Origin of the sequence: Sphingobacteruim zhuxiongii, from assembly GCF_009557615.1 — a bacterium.
GTDB classification, from domain to species: domain Bacteria; phylum Bacteroidota; class Bacteroidia; order Sphingobacteriales; family Sphingobacteriaceae; genus Sphingobacterium; species Sphingobacterium zhuxiongii.
Genome location: NZ_CP045652.1, coordinates 3,847,876 through 3,865,846, shown reverse-complemented (window position 1 = coordinate 3,865,846; position 17,971 = coordinate 3,847,876). Strand labels below are relative to the sequence as shown.

At 39.3% G+C, this 17,971-nt stretch carries 12 protein-coding genes; 6 read left to right on the top strand and 6 right to left on the bottom strand.

Annotated elements, in window-relative coordinates:
- Positions 1 to 4 precede the first annotated feature (4 nt).
- From GFH32_RS16350 to GFH32_RS16330, 5 genes are all read right to left on the bottom strand, one after another.
- Entirely contained in the window at positions 5 to 784 is a 780-nt protein-coding gene (locus tag GFH32_RS16350; protein ID WP_153512612.1) for a DUF4843 domain-containing protein, read from the bottom strand.
- A gap of 10 nt (positions 785 to 794) precedes the next feature.
- A complete protein-coding gene (locus GFH32_RS16345) occupies positions 795 to 2,216 on the bottom strand; it encodes a RagB/SusD family nutrient uptake outer membrane protein (RefSeq protein ID WP_160366836.1) in 1,422 nt (473 codons plus the stop codon).
- Between the two features lie 4 nt (positions 2,217 to 2,220).
- Entirely contained in the window at positions 2,221 to 5,682 is a 3,462-nt protein-coding gene (locus GFH32_RS16340; protein WP_153512610.1) for a SusC/RagA family TonB-linked outer membrane protein, read from the bottom strand.
- Between the two features lie 171 nt (positions 5,683 to 5,853).
- Positions 5,854 to 6,990 (bottom strand): FecR family protein, encoded by a 1,137-nt coding sequence (locus GFH32_RS16335; RefSeq protein WP_153512609.1) that lies wholly within the window; start codon positions 6,988 to 6,990, stop codon positions 5,854 to 5,856.
- 76 nt (positions 6,991 to 7,066) lie between these two features.
- Positions 7,067 to 7,633, bottom strand: coding sequence for an RNA polymerase sigma factor (locus GFH32_RS16330; RefSeq protein WP_153512608.1), 567 nt, complete (start codon positions 7,631 to 7,633; stop codon positions 7,067 to 7,069).
- A 283-nt stretch (positions 7,634 to 7,916) separates the two neighbouring features.
- Here GFH32_RS16330 and GFH32_RS16325 point away from each other — a divergent pair, with 283 nt between their 5' ends.
- Complete coding sequence (locus GFH32_RS16325) at positions 7,917 to 8,429, top strand: hypothetical protein (protein ID WP_153512607.1); 513 nt, start codon at positions 7,917 to 7,919, stop codon at positions 8,427 to 8,429.
- A 358-nt stretch (positions 8,430 to 8,787) separates the two neighbouring features.
- Positions 8,788 to 9,813, top strand: a complete 1,026-nt coding sequence (locus GFH32_RS16320) for a LacI family DNA-binding transcriptional regulator (protein WP_153512606.1) — start codon at positions 8,788 to 8,790, stop codon at positions 9,811 to 9,813.
- Here the strand turns inward: GFH32_RS16320 and GFH32_RS16315 are convergent.
- Positions 9,803 to 11,371 carry an MFS transporter gene (locus GFH32_RS16315; protein WP_153512605.1) on the bottom strand — a complete coding sequence of 523 codons (1,569 nt, stop codon included), beginning with the start codon at positions 11,369 to 11,371 and terminating at the stop codon, positions 9,803 to 9,805. The two genes, GFH32_RS16320 and GFH32_RS16315, sit on opposite strands and share 11 nt — an antisense overlap.
- Positions 11,372 to 11,719: 348 nt before the next feature.
- Here GFH32_RS16315 and kduI point away from each other — a divergent pair, with 348 nt between their 5' ends.
- The 4 genes from kduI (at position 11,720) to GFH32_RS16295 (ending at position 17,970) form a co-directional block, all read left to right on the top strand.
- A complete protein-coding gene (gene kduI, locus GFH32_RS16310) occupies positions 11,720 to 12,565 on the top strand; it encodes a 5-dehydro-4-deoxy-D-glucuronate isomerase (RefSeq protein ID WP_153512604.1) in 846 nt (281 codons plus the stop codon).
- Position 12,566: 1 nt separating this feature from the next.
- Entirely contained in the window at positions 12,567 to 13,685 is a 1,119-nt protein-coding gene (locus tag GFH32_RS16305) for a DUF4861 family protein (RefSeq protein WP_153512603.1), read from the top strand.
- Between the two features lie 6 nt (positions 13,686 to 13,691).
- Positions 13,692 to 14,462: an SDR family oxidoreductase gene (locus GFH32_RS16300; RefSeq protein ID WP_194285699.1), complete on the top strand. Its 771-nt coding sequence runs from the start codon at positions 13,692 to 13,694 to the stop codon at positions 14,460 to 14,462.
- A gap of 436 nt (positions 14,463 to 14,898) precedes the next feature.
- Entirely contained in the window at positions 14,899 to 17,970 is a 3,072-nt protein-coding gene (locus GFH32_RS16295) for a SusC/RagA family TonB-linked outer membrane protein (protein ID WP_228384158.1), read from the top strand.
- Position 17,971: the final 1 nt, after the last annotated feature.

Below are 17,971 nucleotides of genomic sequence, written 5' to 3'. Positions count from 1 at the left end.
TAGATTAAGCGGATGGCCCCATCGTAATTTCTTTATTGTTTTCATCAAATTGAGTATTGCCTTCTGCCTTTTGTTTATTCAGCCAGTACTTCATATAGCTTGACCAATTCACTATTTGTGATATTTTTGGTATTCTTTCTGGATTGTAAAGCATTTCAGGGTCGATCTTTAACACCTCAATAAGTAATTCAACCTTTCTTCTCGAGTATTCTCCAAAAAAGCCGATGAAGGTTGGTTTACTTGGCCATGTCGTCCATAAATGTGGAATTGGAAACATGTCATCATAGGACAAAGAGTAGCTAATAATATCTTGCTCGACTTTGCTATTTATCTTAGTTGTAATCCGTGTATCAAAGTATTCGTTCGACTTGAGATCCAACTTTAGATAAACCCGATTTTTTAGCAAATCAGGAGTTCGATGAAGTTTGAGATAAATTGTATCGACGACATGGTTTGCTCTGATCATAGGTCGATTGATAAAATCAAAGTGTAAACCTTCTTTCATTGTCGCTGAATCAGGGATATCGATATGGATTGGTCGATCTTGATTAGCTACTGGGCCAATAATACTAACAGGAATGAAGATGATACTGTCCTTAATATCCTCTGGCGTTCGTCCTAATGAAATCACTTTCATTAATGTGTCTTTTGAACTGCGATTTATCTTTTCCGTAAAATACAGACTGGATCCACTGTCTTCAACGCTGTAAGTCATCAAGCCTTCTTCCTTACATGCAGAAAGAAAGATCAAGGTGAATAAAATATAGATAGGTAAATATTTCATATTTCTTGTTTTAACGTCCGTTTAATTCAACTTGTGGAATCGGTAATTTATAATTGGTTAAAGAAATGGTCGTATTACTTCCATTTGCAGTCATACTCATGATACTTGTAATTTTACTACGCTTGTAGTAATACCACAGTTGCCCTTCACCATAGAATTCCTTGCGGTACTCTTTAGTAAGTTCATTCTTTAAAATTGAAGGATTTGTGATATCCGTAATAATATTTCGGTGCTGACGAACCGTATTCAAATACGTTAAACCTTCTGTAGGGTTTTCGGCACATTCAGCAGCAATGTAATACATCTCGGAAATCCGAATCAATGGAACCATATAGCGACTTAAATTGTCTTTGTTAACCAAATCCACATATTTTATGAAAGTCCGGTAACCAATTCCGGCTGTTGCGTAAGGCCATAAATAGGTGTAGCGATAGTCACTTTCGTTGTTCTCATAGACTTTGCTGATAGCATTTGAGGAGCCTGTCGCGAGTAAGTCTCCCTCCAATAAATTTCCATCAAATGTATTGAGCTGTATATCGTATAGGTCTGGATTAAAAACGGAAAAGATATTCTCTGAAAAGAACTTTCTATCGGTGTCTTTACCGGAGATAGTAATGTCTGCATGTTTTACCCATGGAAAGGCATCTTGTAGGGCGATCACTTCTTTGGCAGTTTGATAGGCCTTACCTTTTTCGTTTGCCCAGTGATAGACACGAGCTTTCAATGCTTTGGCAGCATAGAGATGGAATCGATTATTATTTAAATCATCAAGCCCTGTTTTCCCAATGATGGGGTCTTTGGCCATTAATCTTTCGGCTTCGGCAATATCTTCAAGAATGTAGCTGATAACCATTTCAGAGCTGGAAAAAGGCTCAATATCCGTTGATAATGTACGATAATACGGGATAGCTTCTTCCGTTTTTGTGGTTTCGTCGTAATAATTACCGAACATACGTAGTAAATCGAAATGCAAAAATGCACGTATACCTATGGCTTCTCCGATGTATTGATCTTTTTGCTCTTGGGTTAAGCCATTGTTTACAGTAGGAAGGATTTTTATAAAATCATTGATGTTACCGATGGTTACATACATGTCTGTCCAAATATCAGCAAGCCCATCTTGAACTTTCTTCTCATTAAAGCTGTAATTGCTGTAGTAATAATATGGATTCTTGTCAGAACCTATTCGGTAGCGTTGAGCCATAACGTCAAGGACCGTCATGCTCAAATATGAGCCATAAAGCTTCTCGCTGCCAAGGCGAAGGTATATTCCGTTCATGACTTCCTTGACGCCTTCGGGAGTCTGGTATATTTGTTCTTTCGTAAACTTATCTTCCGGTTTTACATCTAACCACTTCTGACAAGAAGCAGCAAGTAATGAAAAGGCCGTGAAGAATGTAATAAGTAAGCTTTTATTTGTGCTTGTGTTCATAAGATTAGAATCTAGCATTAATAGATAGTGAATAAGATTTTGCATATGGATAGTTTAATCCACGCTCTCTACGCACAGTAGAGCTGCGGAATACTTCATTTGCAATAGCCGTAATTTTTAGATTTGACAATCCCAATTTATTAATCAATGCATGATCGCGAAAATCATATCCTAAAGACAAGGATTCTAGGGAGAGGGTATTCTCTTGTTGAATAAATCTAGAGGAAATTGGCGTGACATCGCTGAAACTAATCCCACGAAATTGAGCTTGATCTCCTGGCTGTTTCCAGCGATCATACAAAGCGCGCTTATCTTGGTTGTATTGCGTGATGTCGGTACGGCTAATATTCTCGACTTTGTTAAACAAAGCGGTGTTCATAATATCCTGATCCCAAATATAACGCAGGTATGCAGATAGCGTAAATCCTCTATAGTTTAAGTTCGTGCTTAATATCCCTTGGAATAGCGGGCTTCCATTGCCAACTACATTAATGTCCTTAGCATTATAGTCAAAGGTTTGCGTGCCATCCTTCGTCAAGTAAATTTCTCTGCCGCTCGCAGGGTCGATTCCTACAGATTGCATCGCCCATAGATCATTTGGCGAGCGCCCATCACGATAGCGTACTAAGGCGTTCGAATTCTGTAATGAAGCGTTAAGACTTTCTAAGCGATCATTGAAGTTGTCGTAGGTCTGAGAACCTCTGGATCCAGTTAAACCGATGTTCCACAAGAAACGCTCTTCAGGGCGTTGAATAACGTTATACTTTACGATAAGCTCAAGACCTTTGACCATTAAATCTCCAGCGTTAAAAGGATACGCTAATAGACCTGTTGAAGCAGGAAGATCGACGGCAACAGCTAAGTCATTTGTCTCTTTCTGATACAGATTTAGGGTCATGTTTAAGCGACTGTCAAAAAGAGCAGCATCAATTCCTCCACTTAAATGTTTTGTTTTCTGCCATCTCAAGTTTTCATTGGCAAAAGTCGCTAACTGTACCCCTTGACCCGAATAATTATAGGCCGTCAGATAGGAATACGTGGAGATCGACGTCGCTGAGTTAAAGTTTTGATTACCCGTAACCCCATAGTTTGCGCGTATGCGAAGTAAATTCACTTTTGGGTTATTTCTAAAGAAGGATTCTCGATGTATATTCCAACTACCCCCGAATGAAAAGAATGGAGAATAAGAATTCGCTCTCCCGAAGGAGGTGGATCCGTCATAGTTGAAGGATGCATCCACATTGTAGCGATTATCATAGCTATAATTGGCAGCAGAAACAATTGAATTCCTACGAGAGATAGACTGTGCCGACGAAGGCGATCCATTCGCTTTGTAGGCATAAGCAAATGCTGGATTACCATTACTCGTTAAAGGGAACCCTTCAGCGACGAATCCTAATAAGTCGTTTTGCTTATCCTCGAATTCAAGGCGTATATTTCCTGTGAAAGTCTGTTTGTTAAAACTTTTTGAATAGGTTGCCATCGCATTGGCGGTATAAGAAAACTGATTTCTTTTTTTGGACGTATATTGTCCCTTTTGCAAGGCATTTACTTGATCAAATCGACTATCTAAAGGCGATATAAAGGCTGCGTAGTCAATTGTTTCTTTGTTAAGTTGAAGTCCCCCCTCAAAGCGCCATGCGTTATCTAATTTGTATATAATTTGTAGATTATTGGTGATGCCCCAACTTTTATTGTTATCAAAGCTATTTAAGCCGGCATTATACAAAGGATTCGGAATGATAGTCGTAATCGTCTTAGACCCATCTCCCTTAATTTCTTCTAGGTATTTCTGAGACGAATCATACTTCTCAAAGTATGGCTTGGTATTGACCCAAGTAGAGAAGTTTCCATAATTTGATTCGTTAGCTTTGTAGCCTTGTATACTAAAGTTGTTATTGACGCTTAGTTTATCTTTTCTATAAGTTAGATTTAGGCGACCTCCCCATTCTTCGCGTCCGGAATTCTTCATGACGGCATTGTTTTTCTTGTAATTTCCGCCGACGTTGAAAATCACATTTTCTGATCCACCCTCTGCGTAAAGTGAGTGTCGATTAGAAAATCCAGTGCGAATAGGCTCACTTAACCAGTATGAATCCACTCCAGATTTCACGCGCTGAAGACGTTCGTTGTATAACTGATCCCAGAAGGTATATTGATTTTCCGGTTGCCCAATTGCTGCATTGTATGCACCAGAAAGCTTCTCAAACTCTAGGATTTCTGCCGAATTCATCATGTTATAGCTGCCTAAGTCCGCAATATCCATGTTTAGATCTGTCGTATAACTTAAGCGCACTTCTCCAGGGAGTGGTTTAATCGTCTCTACAACGACAACACCATTCGATGCTCTAGAACCATAAATTGCGGTGGAACTAGCATCCTTTAAAATTGTTATTGACGCAATTCGGTTCATATCGAGATCCAATATGTTGCGCAACTTGGTTTGAAAACCGTCTAATATAAATAATGGTTGATTCGGATCATCCGTAAATTCATCACGAAGATTGTCGCTTGAAATACTGGTTGTTCCTCTAAGTTCTATATTCGGAAGGATGTTCGGATTTGCCCCTGATAAATTATTCTCCATCACCAAAAACGATGGATCTAGGCTCTTTATAGCCTGAATAACATTGGTATTCGCAACTTGTTTTAACTCTTCCTGTTTGAAGGTAGCTGTTGCTCCGGAGAACGATTCTCGCTTAAAGTTCATCATACCCGTAACAATAACCTCATCGACCGTATTCTCGCGTTTCTGGAGGATGATGCGCATTTGCGCTTGATTCAAGCTTGCTTTAACTTCTTTACTCTCAAAACCCAAATAACTAAAAACGAGTATTTCATTTAGCGAGGTAATCGGAAGTGTAAATTCCCCATTTTCGCCACTCAATGCTGCTTTTCGAGGATCTGACTTCAAGCGTATCGATGCCCCAACGATTCCCTTACCATCACTGTCAAGCACAAAGCCGCGAACCATTTGCTGAACTTTGGATGCTGGAATTTCCGTTTGTATAACCTGAGTCCTGCTGTTATTGCGAGATTGTTGAGATGGTTTTTTGATTACAATCGTTTTGTCGAAGTAGTCAAATGTTAGATTCTCGGGTTTTAAGATATTATTCAGGACCTCTTTTAATGGCATTTTTTTGACCGATAAATTGATCTTCTTTTCGGCATTGATGTCATTTTTATTGTAGAAAAAACTGTAGCCCGATTGCTTTTCTATCTCTTTTAAAATAGAAGATAGCGTGGTGCTTTTCTTGTTGAGCGTTATTTCTTGTGCAATAGAGCGTCCCATGGCTTGAGAAAGCGCGAGTCCTAACAACAGTAAGATGATATTTAATCTCATTATAATGTTTGGTAGATGTCTTGAGTAGTTCCAAGAAGTTCGATTCTTCGGCATATTCGTTTGGTTTGAGACACAGGCCGAATTCTCTTCTTTACCCAAGAATGGATATAAGTAAAAATTCATTAAATTAGTAGTTGGTTGTTAATGATTAGAAACTGGTAATTTTTAACCGCATTGGGCAGCCTATTTTTACTACGAATCCTGCGTCAACAGGGTTCGTTTTTTTTATGGCCAGTGCGGGAATTTAACTGCTATTATATTTTTTCATGATCAAGGGTAATATTTGGTTGGTTATTATTTGATTTGTAATTTGATTCGATTGTGATGATCTATATTTGCATCGACCTCTAGTCCCGCATAGCTCATGAGTTCTATAAGCTTATCTAAGGTGAGGTTTCTTGGTATCTTTCCGACATACTCGATATTCTTGCTGTTTCGCTGATAGGAAATGTCAACATCGTACCATCTCGAAATCTCTTCGAAAGTTTCGCCATTGTTTTCTCCATCAAAAACAAATTGTCCATTTGTCCATCCCAGTACCTTTTCTAAATCGGCATTCTTAACAGTCAATTTTCCGCCATTATCAGTGCGTGCTTGTTGTCCAGGTTTTAAGATTTGCAGATTATCCTGCACGTTACTTTTGACGCGAACGGAGCCAGATGCCAAGGTCGTATAGCTATTTTCTTCTTTTTGGAAAGTTTTAATGTTGAACTTAGTACCCAGAACTTCGATCTCTTGCTTTTGTGTCTCGACAATAAAGCGACTGTCAGTTGATGTATGTTTGACATCAAAATAGCCTTCACCCTCTAATTTTACGGTTCGGTCCTTTCCTGCAAATGCACTGGGGTAAGTTAGTTTTGACTCTGCATTAAGCGTGACTTTACTACCATCGCTCAACGTCAAACTATATATCGAGGCTTTTGGAACTCGAATGGTATTCATTTGGGCTTCGCCTGTCTTACTGTTTATGTAGCTAACCTCGCCCTTACTATTCTTAATAATCTTGATTTCGCCAATTTGTATTGACTCATTGATGGCAAGCTGATCTAAATCAATTTCTTCTCCGGTTTCCAATGTAATAATGGCGTGCTCTTTAGCGGGTTTTACGGCAGCGAGTTGAGCATCTGTCGCATCTTTTAAAGTGCTTTGAGGACTGTAATTTGTTTTCCAAGCGAAGAAACCAACTAACAGTATAGCGGCTGCTGCGGTAATTCGCGACCACAACCGAAAAGTTCTTCGTTTCTTGTCAAGAATCAATTGTTGCATTAATCTTTCCTTAGCCGAAAACGTAATCTGATCGGCTATTTCATCGGAATTTTCTGTGTTAAAGCCAAGCTGGTCATACCAAAAAAGTACTTGTGCATTCTCTTCTTGGTTGGAAGAGTGCTGAAGAAATTTGGTTGTCTCTTTTGGTGGTTTATTGTCTTGCATCCGGATTTTTATCAAAGTACCGTATATAACAAGTGATAGGAAAGAGCCCTAGCTTCTACTCGGTTTTGAAAAAAAATTATAAAAAAAGTAGATATGGTCTTGATATTACTCGTAAACGACTGATAGCCTTGTTGATGTGTTTTTCAACTGTTGATTCTGAAATTGACAGTTTTTCGGCGATTTCTTTGTTAGAGAGGTAGTCAATTCTACTCAGCTTAAATATTTGCCGGCACTTCTCAGGAAGATTTTCAATCTCTGTGGCAATAATATCTAAGGTGTATCGATAGTATAAACGATCCTCAATTGCGATTTCATCAGCTAAGATATCAATGTTGGAAAGATCGATTTCAGAAATCATGGATTTGTCGCGCTTTCTATAGTAGGCCAGAATCATGTACCTACAAGATGAGTAAAGATATGCGGGAACGGATTTTATTTCTGTTAAGCGAGATCTATTTTTCCAAAGGGTATAGAAAAGATCATGTAGGATGTCTTCAGCAACCTGTTTATCATTTACTTTCGACAAAATATGTCTAGACAGTTCGGTAGCAAATAAGTCATATAATGTAGAAAAAGCACGCTCATTACCATGACTGATTGCCTCCAATAATTGGACATAGGAATGAGACTCTTCGTTAGACATTTTGCTAAAATGGTAAAAATAACAAATAATATATAAAAATTTGTTTATTAATTATAGGTTAATAAATTATATTTTTCAATAAAATGCGCACTATATTAGCGCGTTTATAATGCGACTTTCCAATATTCTAAAGTTATTCTCGAGATTTTCTTCCGATAAAAAGTGCTGCTTCTGTATCGAATAGTCCAAATGATAGAAGATTTTTGGCTAGAAAATTGTAGGATTAAAGATAAATCGAGTTTTGCTCGATTTCATCAAATCGCCTATTACACAGAAACATAAAATGAATAACCTACTCAAGCTATTGCCATTTTTCTTGTTCACAATTGTCGTTTACGCATGTGCCTCACCGAGCAAAGAGCAGGTATTTCAACAGACAGCACTTAACAGCAATTTGGTTTCTGCGGCCTATCGTCCAGCTTATTTTCGTGAAATACTAGAGCATAAGGCAAAAAATACCTTAAAAATGACAGCCAAGGATTATGTAAAGACTCGTACGATTAACCCGCTCGATGATGCGATAGGGAAGGTTAAGAACCTTAAACAGACGCGCGATGCGCAAGAATTAATTAGCTCGTCATTGGATTATATGGAAGCTGGTCGTGTAATTTTTGCTAAAGAATACCTACGAATTGCCGAGCTGATTGATGCGGGAAAAAGCGCTGAAGAAATTGAAACTGCTATAGATCAGATGTTTAAAAGTACAGAAACAGAGCTTTTGACTAAACAGAATAATATGATAGCTGTTGCTACAGTTTTTGCTAAAGAAAATAAAATCGACTATCGCGCCCGATAGAGTCCCGAACTAGGTCATATCGAGAACCTGTTTCTTCTATTTTAAGGAATTATAGATCTTTTAAACTCCAATTACTTTTTACTTATTCTCATGCAATTGAAAACCATAGCAATAACCTTTGCTATTGGGTTTGGATCGGATTTGAATTGGGTTTGAAAGGGATGTGAAAGGGAACTAAGAAATATCGTTTCAGCGAGTGACTATTAAAAGTTCAAGCAAATTCAGCAGATTGCCTTTATAGAAATATATTTCCTATTTTAGTCGAAGCAAGTACTTCGACTCCATAATCCACATGTTACATGAGCGATTTAAATTGGAGCTTATGACTTGTTAGCGTTTTAATAGGAATAAGTTTAGGATGAGTAATATTACCCTTAAGGAGTTGGCGATGAAGTTAGGGATTTCGGTATCTACCGTATCGAAAGCTCTGAACGATAGTTTTGAAATTAGTGATGAAACGAAGCAACGTGTTCGCGACATGGCCGATGAATATAATTATCGTCCCAATATTTTGGCAAAAAGCTTAAAAACGGGGCGTAGCAATACCATTGCTGTTATCATTCCTTACCTGGCAAACCCATTTCAATCTCAAATACTCGAAGGCGCGCAACAGGCGGCCAATGAACGCAATTATAAGTTGGTTTTTATGCAAAGCCGCGAAAATGCAGAATTGGAAGCAGATTCGTTACGTACCTTACATCAACAAAACATCGATGGTGTCATCATAACGCCCTCCGCGGACTCCAATCTAAAATACTTAAAGCAATTTCATCAGCTTTGTCCGTTGGTTTTAGTGGATCGAATTGATTTTGATTTGCCTACTTTTAAGATTGGTGTAAATAATGAAAAAGGAGCTTTCGACGCCACCCAACATTTGATTGATATGGGCAGAACGGATATTCTAGTGCTTTGCGGAAAGAATATCGGCGTGAGTCAGAAGCGGATAGCGGGTTATAAAAAAGCGTTATTGGCAAACTATATCACGGCAAAAGAAGAGAATATTATTCAAGTAGATTATGGGCAGTCGAGAGAAGATCTGATTAAAAACTTGACCAATCTGTTGGCCAACAAGTTGAAAGAGCACGACAATCCAATAGGTTTGCTTGGAACGACCGATACATTGACCGTAAATGCTTTAGGTATTCTTTCGAAATTGGAGATTTCCGTTCCCGCGCAAGTCGCTGTTATCGGTTTTGCAAATACGGAGATTGCTGAATCACTGAACCCATCACTTTCAACAATTATTCAACCAGCATTTGAAATAGGGTACAAGGGTGTTGAGAAATTAATACAAATGGTCGAGTCAAAAAACCGTTTTCAGATTGATTTCGACACGACCATTTTGGATACCACCATTATTCAACGTCGCTCGTCTAAAGCTTAACGGGTTTCATGCGCGGTACTAATAATTTCATGATTGTCCAGGCGATTAAGTAGGCTACCGCACAAAAACTAAAGATAATCATATAGCCTTTGTCAATTCCGTTTACAACGGTTTCACCTTGGGCTGTCAATTGTTTTAAGAACTCTTCAATATTTCCTACGCCATTTTGTTCAAAGAATGCTTTCTTAGTGGCTCCATCGGCCAATTCGGGATACCGGGATACTAATTCTTCGCCATTTACTTTGCTCCAATTTGTTTCTGCGTAATCGAATAACTTTCCAGAATAAATGTTGATGAAAAATGAACCTAGACCACCTGCTAGTCCACCAATACCTGTAACAGTCGCAATCGCTTTCTTTGGAAACATATCCCCAACGGTAGAAAAGATATTTGCGGACCAGGACTGATGTGCCGCAGCACCGATACCGATAAGTAAAACCGGAACCCAGAAAGAGACATGTCCATAGGGTTGGGCTAGTAATACGAGTAGTGGAAAGAATGCAAAGATTAGCATGGCACGCATACGACCTGCATAGGCGTTCATACCTTTACTAATAAAATAAGATGGCAACCATCCGCCAATAATCGATAACATCGTAATACTATAAAGCACAAACAACGCTAGTTGGCCATTTAGATCAGATGATTTAATACCATAAACGGAACTTAAATAGGCAGGCATCCAGAATAAATAGAACCACCAAACTCCGTCTGTCATAAATTTTCCAATGGCAAATGCCCAAGTTTGCTTATGTTTCAGGCAGTTTTGAATAGTGACTTTACCAGTTGGAGCCTGTTCAACACCGCCGGCTAGTTCTTTTTCTAAGATATCATCTTGCTGTATGTATTTTAACTCTTCTTCATTTACTTTAGGATGTACCTCGGGTTTATCATACATAAAAATCCAAAAGCCCATCCATACAAAACCAAGTGCACCAATAATGATGAACGACATTTCCCATCCATACCACTTTGCAATAACTGGAATGGTGAGCGGAGCAGCTAATGCGCCAATGGTAGAACCAGCATTAAAAATACTAGTCGCAAATGCACGATCTTTCTTTGGGAAGTATTCAGCCGTCGTTTTAATTGCTGCTGGAAAGTTTCCTGCTTCTCCAATTGCAAGTACAAAGCGAGCGAACACAAACAATACAACCGATACATTCACCACTCGAGCAACATCATGGACTTTAGCGATGGCTTCCTTAGCGCCTTCAAATCCAACAAACCATTCCCCAGCAAGTATACCGGACGTAGCAATACCACAATATGCGTGTAAAATCGCTCCAATAGACCAGATGCCGATCGCCCATAGAAAACCTTTCTTGGTGTCAAGCCAATCGACAAAACGACCCGCAAAAAGCATCCCTACGGCATAGAAAATCGAGAATAATGCAGTAATAAGTCCATAATCATTATTCGTCCAATGGAACTCTGGCGAAATAAAGTCTTTCCAGGTTAGGGATAGTACCTGTCTGTCAAGATAGTTGATCGTTGTTGCGAAAAATAGTAAAGAACATATGGTCCACCTGTATTTTCCTGCTTTCTGTTCGTTCATTAGTTCTATGATATTGGTTAATTGCTTTAGGCAATACTGGGCAAGAACCGTTTGTTACTTAGGTTGATGGTTGTGCTTGCAGGATGACCTAGAGTGATAGCGTTTATAATATTCCCAATTTTATTAAATATCTCTGGTATTTGAAAACTTTAGTTACGCTATCGTTTTCGAAGAGTATTGTTTATCAAAAAAAGAAATTGAGCGAAAGTCTATTATGCTAAAGAATTTGCCAGTTGAGTTTTGGTCGAATGGTTAAAAATACAAGATGTAGTCGAAATCGATTTCGCAGATAATAGAGGCGTTCCATAATTGTTAGTCCTATATTAAGCACATAAAACAAACTATGTTATGGAAATTACCTATGAAAGCAGGTATGCTATTGGACCAAATGAAACCAAAACTTTAGATACCAAAGGGCTTCGTGAAAACTTCTTAATCGATCAATTATTTTGGGAAGATCGTATCCACTTTGTTTATACGCATTTCGACCGCTACATGGCGGGAGGTGCTTCTCCAGTAAACAAAAAGTTGAAATTGGAAACGATTGAACCTTTATTAAAGGAGGAATACTTTTTAAGTCGTCGTGAATTAGGAATTATCAATGTTGGCGGAGCAGGTCAAGTCGAGGTTGATGGTGAGCTGATTGATTTGGGGACGAAAGAGGCTTTATATATAGGGAAGGGTGCTAAGGAAGTTTATTTCAGCAGTAAAAATCCTGCATCACCGGCAAAATTCTATTTGAATTCCACTCCAGCCCATCGTAGTTTTCCGACAAAAAAAGTAACGAAAGAGCAAGCAAATAAGATTGAATTGGGAACAATGGAAACTGCCAATCATCGTGTTATTAACCAAATGTTACTGCATACGGTGATTGAAACTTGTCAACTTCAAATGGGTATGACCGAATTGAAACCAGGTTCTGTTTGGAATACGATGCCTGCACATACACACGACCGTAGAATGGAGGTGTATTTCTATTTTGATTTACCAGAAGGGCAGTCTGTTTCTCATTTTATGGGACCAGTAGACGAAACTAGACATATCTGGATGCAGAATGAGCAAGCAGTCATTTCTCCACCATGGTCGATACATGCAGGTGCGGGAACGAGTAACTATACTTTTATTTGGGGAATGGCCGGCGAAAACATGGATTACGATGATATGGACAAAAGTCCGATTACTGAACTGAAATAATATGAAAAAGCTACTATTCTTCATGCTTTTGAGCGCTGGTACAATTCAAAATGGTCGTGCTCAACAGCAGATTGTTGTAAGCAACCCGACTAATCAAAATCGGCAAGAGCTCATTTCTATACCTTATGCGAAATTTAATAAGCATTTTAAACTAGATACTACTTTTACGGTAAAAGACGCATCTGGTAAGATCATCCCTCATCAACTTGAAAAATTGGGCGGCCAAACAGCAATTAATGTATTGTTACAAGTGCTCGTTGAACCTAAAGAAAAGGTGGCTTTGAACGTTGTCGACAGTAAATCTTCAATGATTGAATCGAAGGCGTATGCACGTTACGTGCCTGAACGTTTTGATGACTTTGCATGGGAGAATGATGTGGTAGCTTTCCGCATGTATGGGAAGGCATTGGAAGGCAGGAAAGATGATGCACAAGGGATGGATTATTGGGCAAAGCGGACGAATCAATTGGTCATCAATAAGTGGTACAAGACCGAAGACTATCACAAAGACCATGGCGAAGGCTTAGATTATTATTCAGTAGGGCAAACTTTAGGGGCAGGAGATGTTGGCCTTTACTTTAACAATGAGTTGAGTTATACGAAGCACTATCGTCGCTATCAAATACTAGATAATGGACCTCTGAGAACAACTTTCCGACTGGACTTTGATCCTGAAGAGGTTGATGGACAGCAAATTGTTTTAAGTAAGACAATTAGTTTAGACGCAGGAAGTAATTTCAATAAAATCGTGCTGCATTTCAAGAACTCAGAAAACAAAGCAACACCGATTGCTATCGGTATTGTAAAAAGAAAAGAGGAAGCACCCTTGTTAACGATTGGACCTAAAAATAATTCTTTGGCGTATTTTGAACCGGAGATAAATGCGAGTGGAAAGTCAGCAATTGCTGTTATTATTCCTGATCAGCAAGTTTCCTATCAGAACAATCGTCCTGAACAAGCGCTATTGATCAGCTCAGTAAAGAGCGGGAAAGATTATGTTTACTATAATGGTGCGGCATGGGATCGTGCTGGGAAGGTGACTAGTGCACAGTCTTGGAATGAGGCAGTCAATCAATACAAGAACAATTTGAAGAAACCTTTAAAGGTGGTTTTAAAATAAGAGATGATGAATGTTTTAAATACGTTTGATTTAAGTGGTAAAGTGGCAATCGTTACGGGTTGTAAGCGTGGAATTGGGAAAGCGATGGCAGAGGGTCTTGCAGAAGCAGGTGCTGATATTATCGGTGTATCTGCGAGCTTGGAGTTGGAAGATTCTGCGGTGCAGAAGTCGATTGAAGCCATTGGAAGAAAGTTTTACGCGTATCAATGTGATTTTTCTAAGCGAGATTCATTATATGCGTTTATACGACAAGTAAAGATTGATCATCCAGTAATTGACATTCTGTTCAATAACGCGGGGAATATCTTACGAAAACCTGCAGCGGAGCATCCAGATGAATATTGGGATGAAATCATTGAAATTAATCAGAATGCACAGTTTATTCTGACTCGTGAAATAGGGAAAGATATGGTAGCAAGAGGCGCTGGAAAAGTTGTCTTTACAGCATCTTTACTATCCTTTCAAGGAGGTATTAACGTGCCAGGATATGCTGCATCTAAAGGAGCAATTGCTTCCTTAACGAAGGCTTTTGCTAATGAATGGGCAAGTAAAGGGGTTAACGTTAATGCGATCGCTCCAGGATACATCGCGACAGATAATACAGAAGCGTTACGTAATGACGCAAATCGTTCTGCATCGATTCTTGATCGCATTCCTGCGGGTCGATGGGGCGAAGCGGAAGATTTTAAAGGTCCGGCAGTATTTCTTGCTTCGAAAGCAGCGGATTATGTACACGGTACAATCCTGACTGTTGATGGGGGCTGGATGGGGAGATAGTTTACGCTTTCTCCAATGCTTAAAATAATATAAGAGTTGCGAGTATGAATCAGCATGTAGCTCCTATTTGATTCTCGTGAGAGAAACTGATTTCTCCAAGTATGCCATGTCGCTCTTGACAAGAAATCTATACCTGACGAATAAGCCAGTTGTTTGTTCGTTAGGTTTTAACCGATATAAACAGTTCGCATGCTAAGGCATGTATGATCCCTTGCTAACCAAAGGGAATCCTTAGTTAATAATTATCTGTATTAGAATTAGTGTTCAAGGTTCTTCATAGCGCCATGTGCTTTTGAGGTTCCCTATTTCTGAGTCTGTACATTGATTAGAAACTTATGCAATCAATAAAATTTAATCACAAAACACAAAATACAAAACGACCATGTACAACAATTATGATTCGCGGCCAGGTTTAAGTAATCTGGCATCCTGTAGGATGAACAGTAAAATCCTGTCGATCATTGCGTCATTCCTCGTGATGGGAACAGCGCATGCTAATACCGCAATTCCTAGTTCTGAAAGCAGTATTTACAACACGATTAGCAAGCAAACCACCGTGAGTGGAAAGGTAACAGATGGCAATGGTCCTGTTCGCGGGGTTTCTGTTGCTGTGAAAGGTGTTTCAGGGGCTGGAACGACTACAGACGCAAACGGGGAGTTTAGCGTTCAAATCGATAATCCAAATGCAACGCTTGTTTTTACAATGGTTGGATTTACGACACAGGAAGTGCCGTTAAGAGGGCAAAGTAATGTCAATGTTAATTTATCTTCTGCCGATACTGATATCGAACAAGTTGTCGTAATTGGATATGGTACCAAGAAAAAAAGTGATTTAACAGGCTCTGTATCATCAGTGGGTTCTGAAAAGATTAATGCCTTTCCATTAGCAGGAACTGCTCAAGCACTACAAGGGCGTGCGCCGGGTGTTTCTGTATCCAGTGTAAACGGAGAACCAGGTAAAGCACCGAGAGTTCGTGTTCGTGGAGGTACTTCCATCAACGCTAGTTCTGATCCATTATATGTAGTGGACGGTTTCCCGGGTAGTACCCCACCAGCACCTGAAGACGTTGAATCTATCGAAATATTGAAGGATGCGTCCGCAACTGCAATCTATGGTTCAAGGGGAGCAAATGGCGTAATTATGATTACGACCAAGAAAGGGAAAATTGGAAAACCAATGGTTGAGTTCAATAACTCTGTCGCGACACAACAAGTCGGCAAAAGACTTGATCTGTTGAATGCATCAGAATTTGCGGCTTATATCAATGACGTTTACGTCAATGGCGGTAACAATAATGTTCCGTTTGCTGATCCATCGTCATTGGGCGAGGGGACTGATTGGCAAGATTTAGTTTTTAGAAATGGAAATTTATTGAGTAATCAATTGTCCGTGTCTGGAGGAAGCGACAATATTCGCTACTATACTGCGGTAAATCACTATGGTCAAAAAGGTACTGTGATAGAATCTGACTTCCGCCGTTTCTCCGCTACTTCGAATTTGGACATGAAAGTTTCGGATCGTATTAAGATTGGAACTCGACTTCTCTACAACCGTAATCTCCTCAATGGTGTAAGAACTCAGGAAAGTAGTAGTGGTACGACAGCGGCCGGCGTAATATCAGGTGCTTTGCGCTTTGAGCCTACTCAGGGAGTGTATGACGACGCAGGGAAGTATACTATAAAGAAGTTTGGGGATCCGCATGATAATCCCGTAGCGGCAGCGAAAGAGCGTCAGAACGAGGTTAAAACAGATTTGTTTCAAGGTAACGGATATTTAGAACTAACCCTTCTCAAGGATTTGATTTTCCGTAGTACTTTGGGATTACAAGTAAGTAATCAACGCACAGGTAACTATGTTTCTAAATTATTAGTTGAAGGAAGAAATGCTGGAGGTATCGGATCGATAGCATCGCATAAAAATACGAATGTCATCAGTGAGAATTACTTGAACTATAATTTAAAGATTAATGAGGCAAATAATTTGGATGCCATGGTTGGATATTCCTACCAAAGCTCTAGAAATGAAACTTGGCAAGCCAATAATAGAAACTTTATCTCCGATAGCTTTTCATATTGGAATTTAGGCGCAGGTTCAAACTACCAAAATGCATCATCGAATTTGGAAGATTGGGTTATGTCTTCATTCTACGGACGTATCAACTATAATTTATTAGGAAGGTATTTATTTACGGCGACAGGACGTTATGATGGTTCTTCGAGATTCGGTGAAAATAATAAATGGGCATTCTTTCCATCCGCTGCATTTGCGTGGAATGTTAGTCAAGAGCCTTTTATGGAATCGGTCGAAGCGATATCTAACTTAAAAGTGAGAACCAGTTATGGTGAAACAGGGAATTCCGAGATTGGGTCTTATCAATCTTTAGCGCGCTATTCAGCGACGTTGACAACGATGGGCGGTGTTCCTGTTAATGCTGTGCGCCCAACCAACGTAGCTAACCCCAATTTAACGTGGGAAACTACGAAGCAAACGGACGCAGGTATTGATATCGGGTTTTTAAAAAACCGTATCAACTTAACGGTGGACTATTACTACAAAAAAACAGTTGATTTACTTTACTCGGTGCCTTTACCTATTTATTCGGGTTATACGGGATCTCTCCAAAACGTCGGAAGTGTAGAAAATAAAGGATGGGAATTCTCCTTAGGAACGACAAATATTGATAAGGAATTAAAATGGAATACCGATTTCAATATTACGTTCAACAGAAATAAAATCTTAGAACTTCCAGGTGGCGATATTCTTTACAATACGATTCCTGGACATATGCTTTCAACAGATTCGCAAATCTTACGCGAAGGACAAGTGGTGGGCGCATTCTACGGATGGGAATTTGATGGAGTTTATCAACAAGGTGATGATTTTAGTCCGCAACCAAGTAAGAAACCAGGGGATGTGAAATATAAGGATATTTTCGGTCGTGATGCTTCAAATCATTTAGTCGCTGGAGCGGACGGGAAGGTAAATGCTGATGATAGAACCATTATCGGGAATCCTCATCCAGACTTTATCTTCGGCTTCAATAATGATTTTCGATACAAGAATTTCGATTTAAATATCTTTTTCCAAGGCTCATACGGTAATGATATGTTAAACATTACAAGGATGGAATTAGATTGGATGGCAGGAAAAGGTAATGCTACGAAAGAGGCATTAAATCGATGGACACCAACCAATACGAACACGAATGTACCACGTGCGAGTGCTTCGAATAATCCAGAAGTATCCTCAAGATGGGTCGAAGATGGATCCTACTTGCGTTTGAAGAACTTAGCCTTAGGCTATAATGTTCCAAAGACAGCGATTGCGAAGATGGGTATTGATCAACTTCGGTTCTTTGCGAGTGCGCAAAATATATGGACTTGGACAAATTACTCTGGCTTCGATCCTGAAGTAAGTTTCCAAGATTCTAACCGTAATATTGGCTTGGATTACATGGGTTATCCAAACATCAAGTCATTTACATTTGGTATTAACGCAAGGTTTTAAT

Coding starts and splice junctions, on each gene's coding strand:
- GFH32_RS16350 (WP_153512612.1), bottom strand. CDS start 784: ATGAAATATTTACCTATCTATATTTTATTCACCTTGATCTTTCTTTCT.
- GFH32_RS16345 (WP_160366836.1), bottom strand. CDS start 2,216: ATGAACACAAGCACAAATAAAAGCTTACTTATTACATTCTTCACGGCC.
- GFH32_RS16340 (WP_153512610.1), bottom strand. CDS start 5,682: ATGAATTTTTACTTATATCCATTCTTGGGTAAAGAAGAGAATTCGGCC.
- GFH32_RS16335 (WP_153512609.1), bottom strand. CDS start 6,990: ATGCAAGACAATAAACCACCAAAAGAGACAACCAAATTTCTTCAGCAC.
- GFH32_RS16330 (WP_153512608.1), bottom strand. CDS start 7,633: ATGTCTAACGAAGAGTCTCATTCCTATGTCCAATTATTGGAGGCAATC.
- GFH32_RS16325 (WP_153512607.1), top strand. CDS start 7,917: ATGAATAACCTACTCAAGCTATTGCCATTTTTCTTGTTCACAATTGTC.
- GFH32_RS16320 (WP_153512606.1), top strand. CDS start 8,788: ATGAGTAATATTACCCTTAAGGAGTTGGCGATGAAGTTAGGGATTTCG.
- GFH32_RS16315 (WP_153512605.1), bottom strand. CDS start 11,371: ATGAACGAACAGAAAGCAGGAAAATACAGGTGGACCATATGTTCTTTA.
- kduI (WP_153512604.1), top strand. CDS start 11,720: ATGGAAATTACCTATGAAAGCAGGTATGCTATTGGACCAAATGAAACC.
- GFH32_RS16305 (WP_153512603.1), top strand. CDS start 12,567: ATGAAAAAGCTACTATTCTTCATGCTTTTGAGCGCTGGTACAATTCAA.
- GFH32_RS16300 (WP_194285699.1), top strand. CDS start 13,692: ATGAATGTTTTAAATACGTTTGATTTAAGTGGTAAAGTGGCAATCGTT.
- GFH32_RS16295 (WP_228384158.1), top strand. CDS start 14,899: ATGAACAGTAAAATCCTGTCGATCATTGCGTCATTCCTCGTGATGGGA.